The 260-nt window shown below is 62.7% G+C and carries 1 protein-coding gene; it reads right to left on the reverse strand.

Translation table 11 applies throughout. The features are described 5' to 3' along the window. Positions 1-18: 18 nt before the first annotated feature. Positions 19-260, reverse strand: a 242-nt coding sequence (locus R0J88_RS21235; RefSeq protein WP_410901061.1) for a hypothetical protein, incomplete at its 5' end; no start/stop codon positions are given.

Below are 260 nucleotides of genomic sequence, written 5' to 3' on the forward strand. Positions count from 1 at the left end.
CTGGGAGATGGGCATGGCTCACCCCTCGTAGACAAGGCGGAGGGCGTCATCCAGGGTAGGCACGTCCCGCATGCCCCCTGGCAGTCCACAGACCGCGTAGACACCCTGCCAGTCATTGTGGAAGACCTGACGACCCTGGTAGGCGAACGCCTCCTCGAATCGATGGAAGGCCGACGTGGTTTTCCAGTTGGGGTCTTCTTTCTGCTCCCAGGCGATCCGAGACAGCTGCTCACGCTCGGCGATGCGTGCCTTGACAGCCT

The sequence above is a fragment of the Pseudoalteromonas sp. SIMBA_162 genome, assembly GCF_046535955.1.
GTDB lineage: Bacteria > Pseudomonadota > Gammaproteobacteria > Enterobacterales > Alteromonadaceae > Pseudoalteromonas > Pseudoalteromonas marina.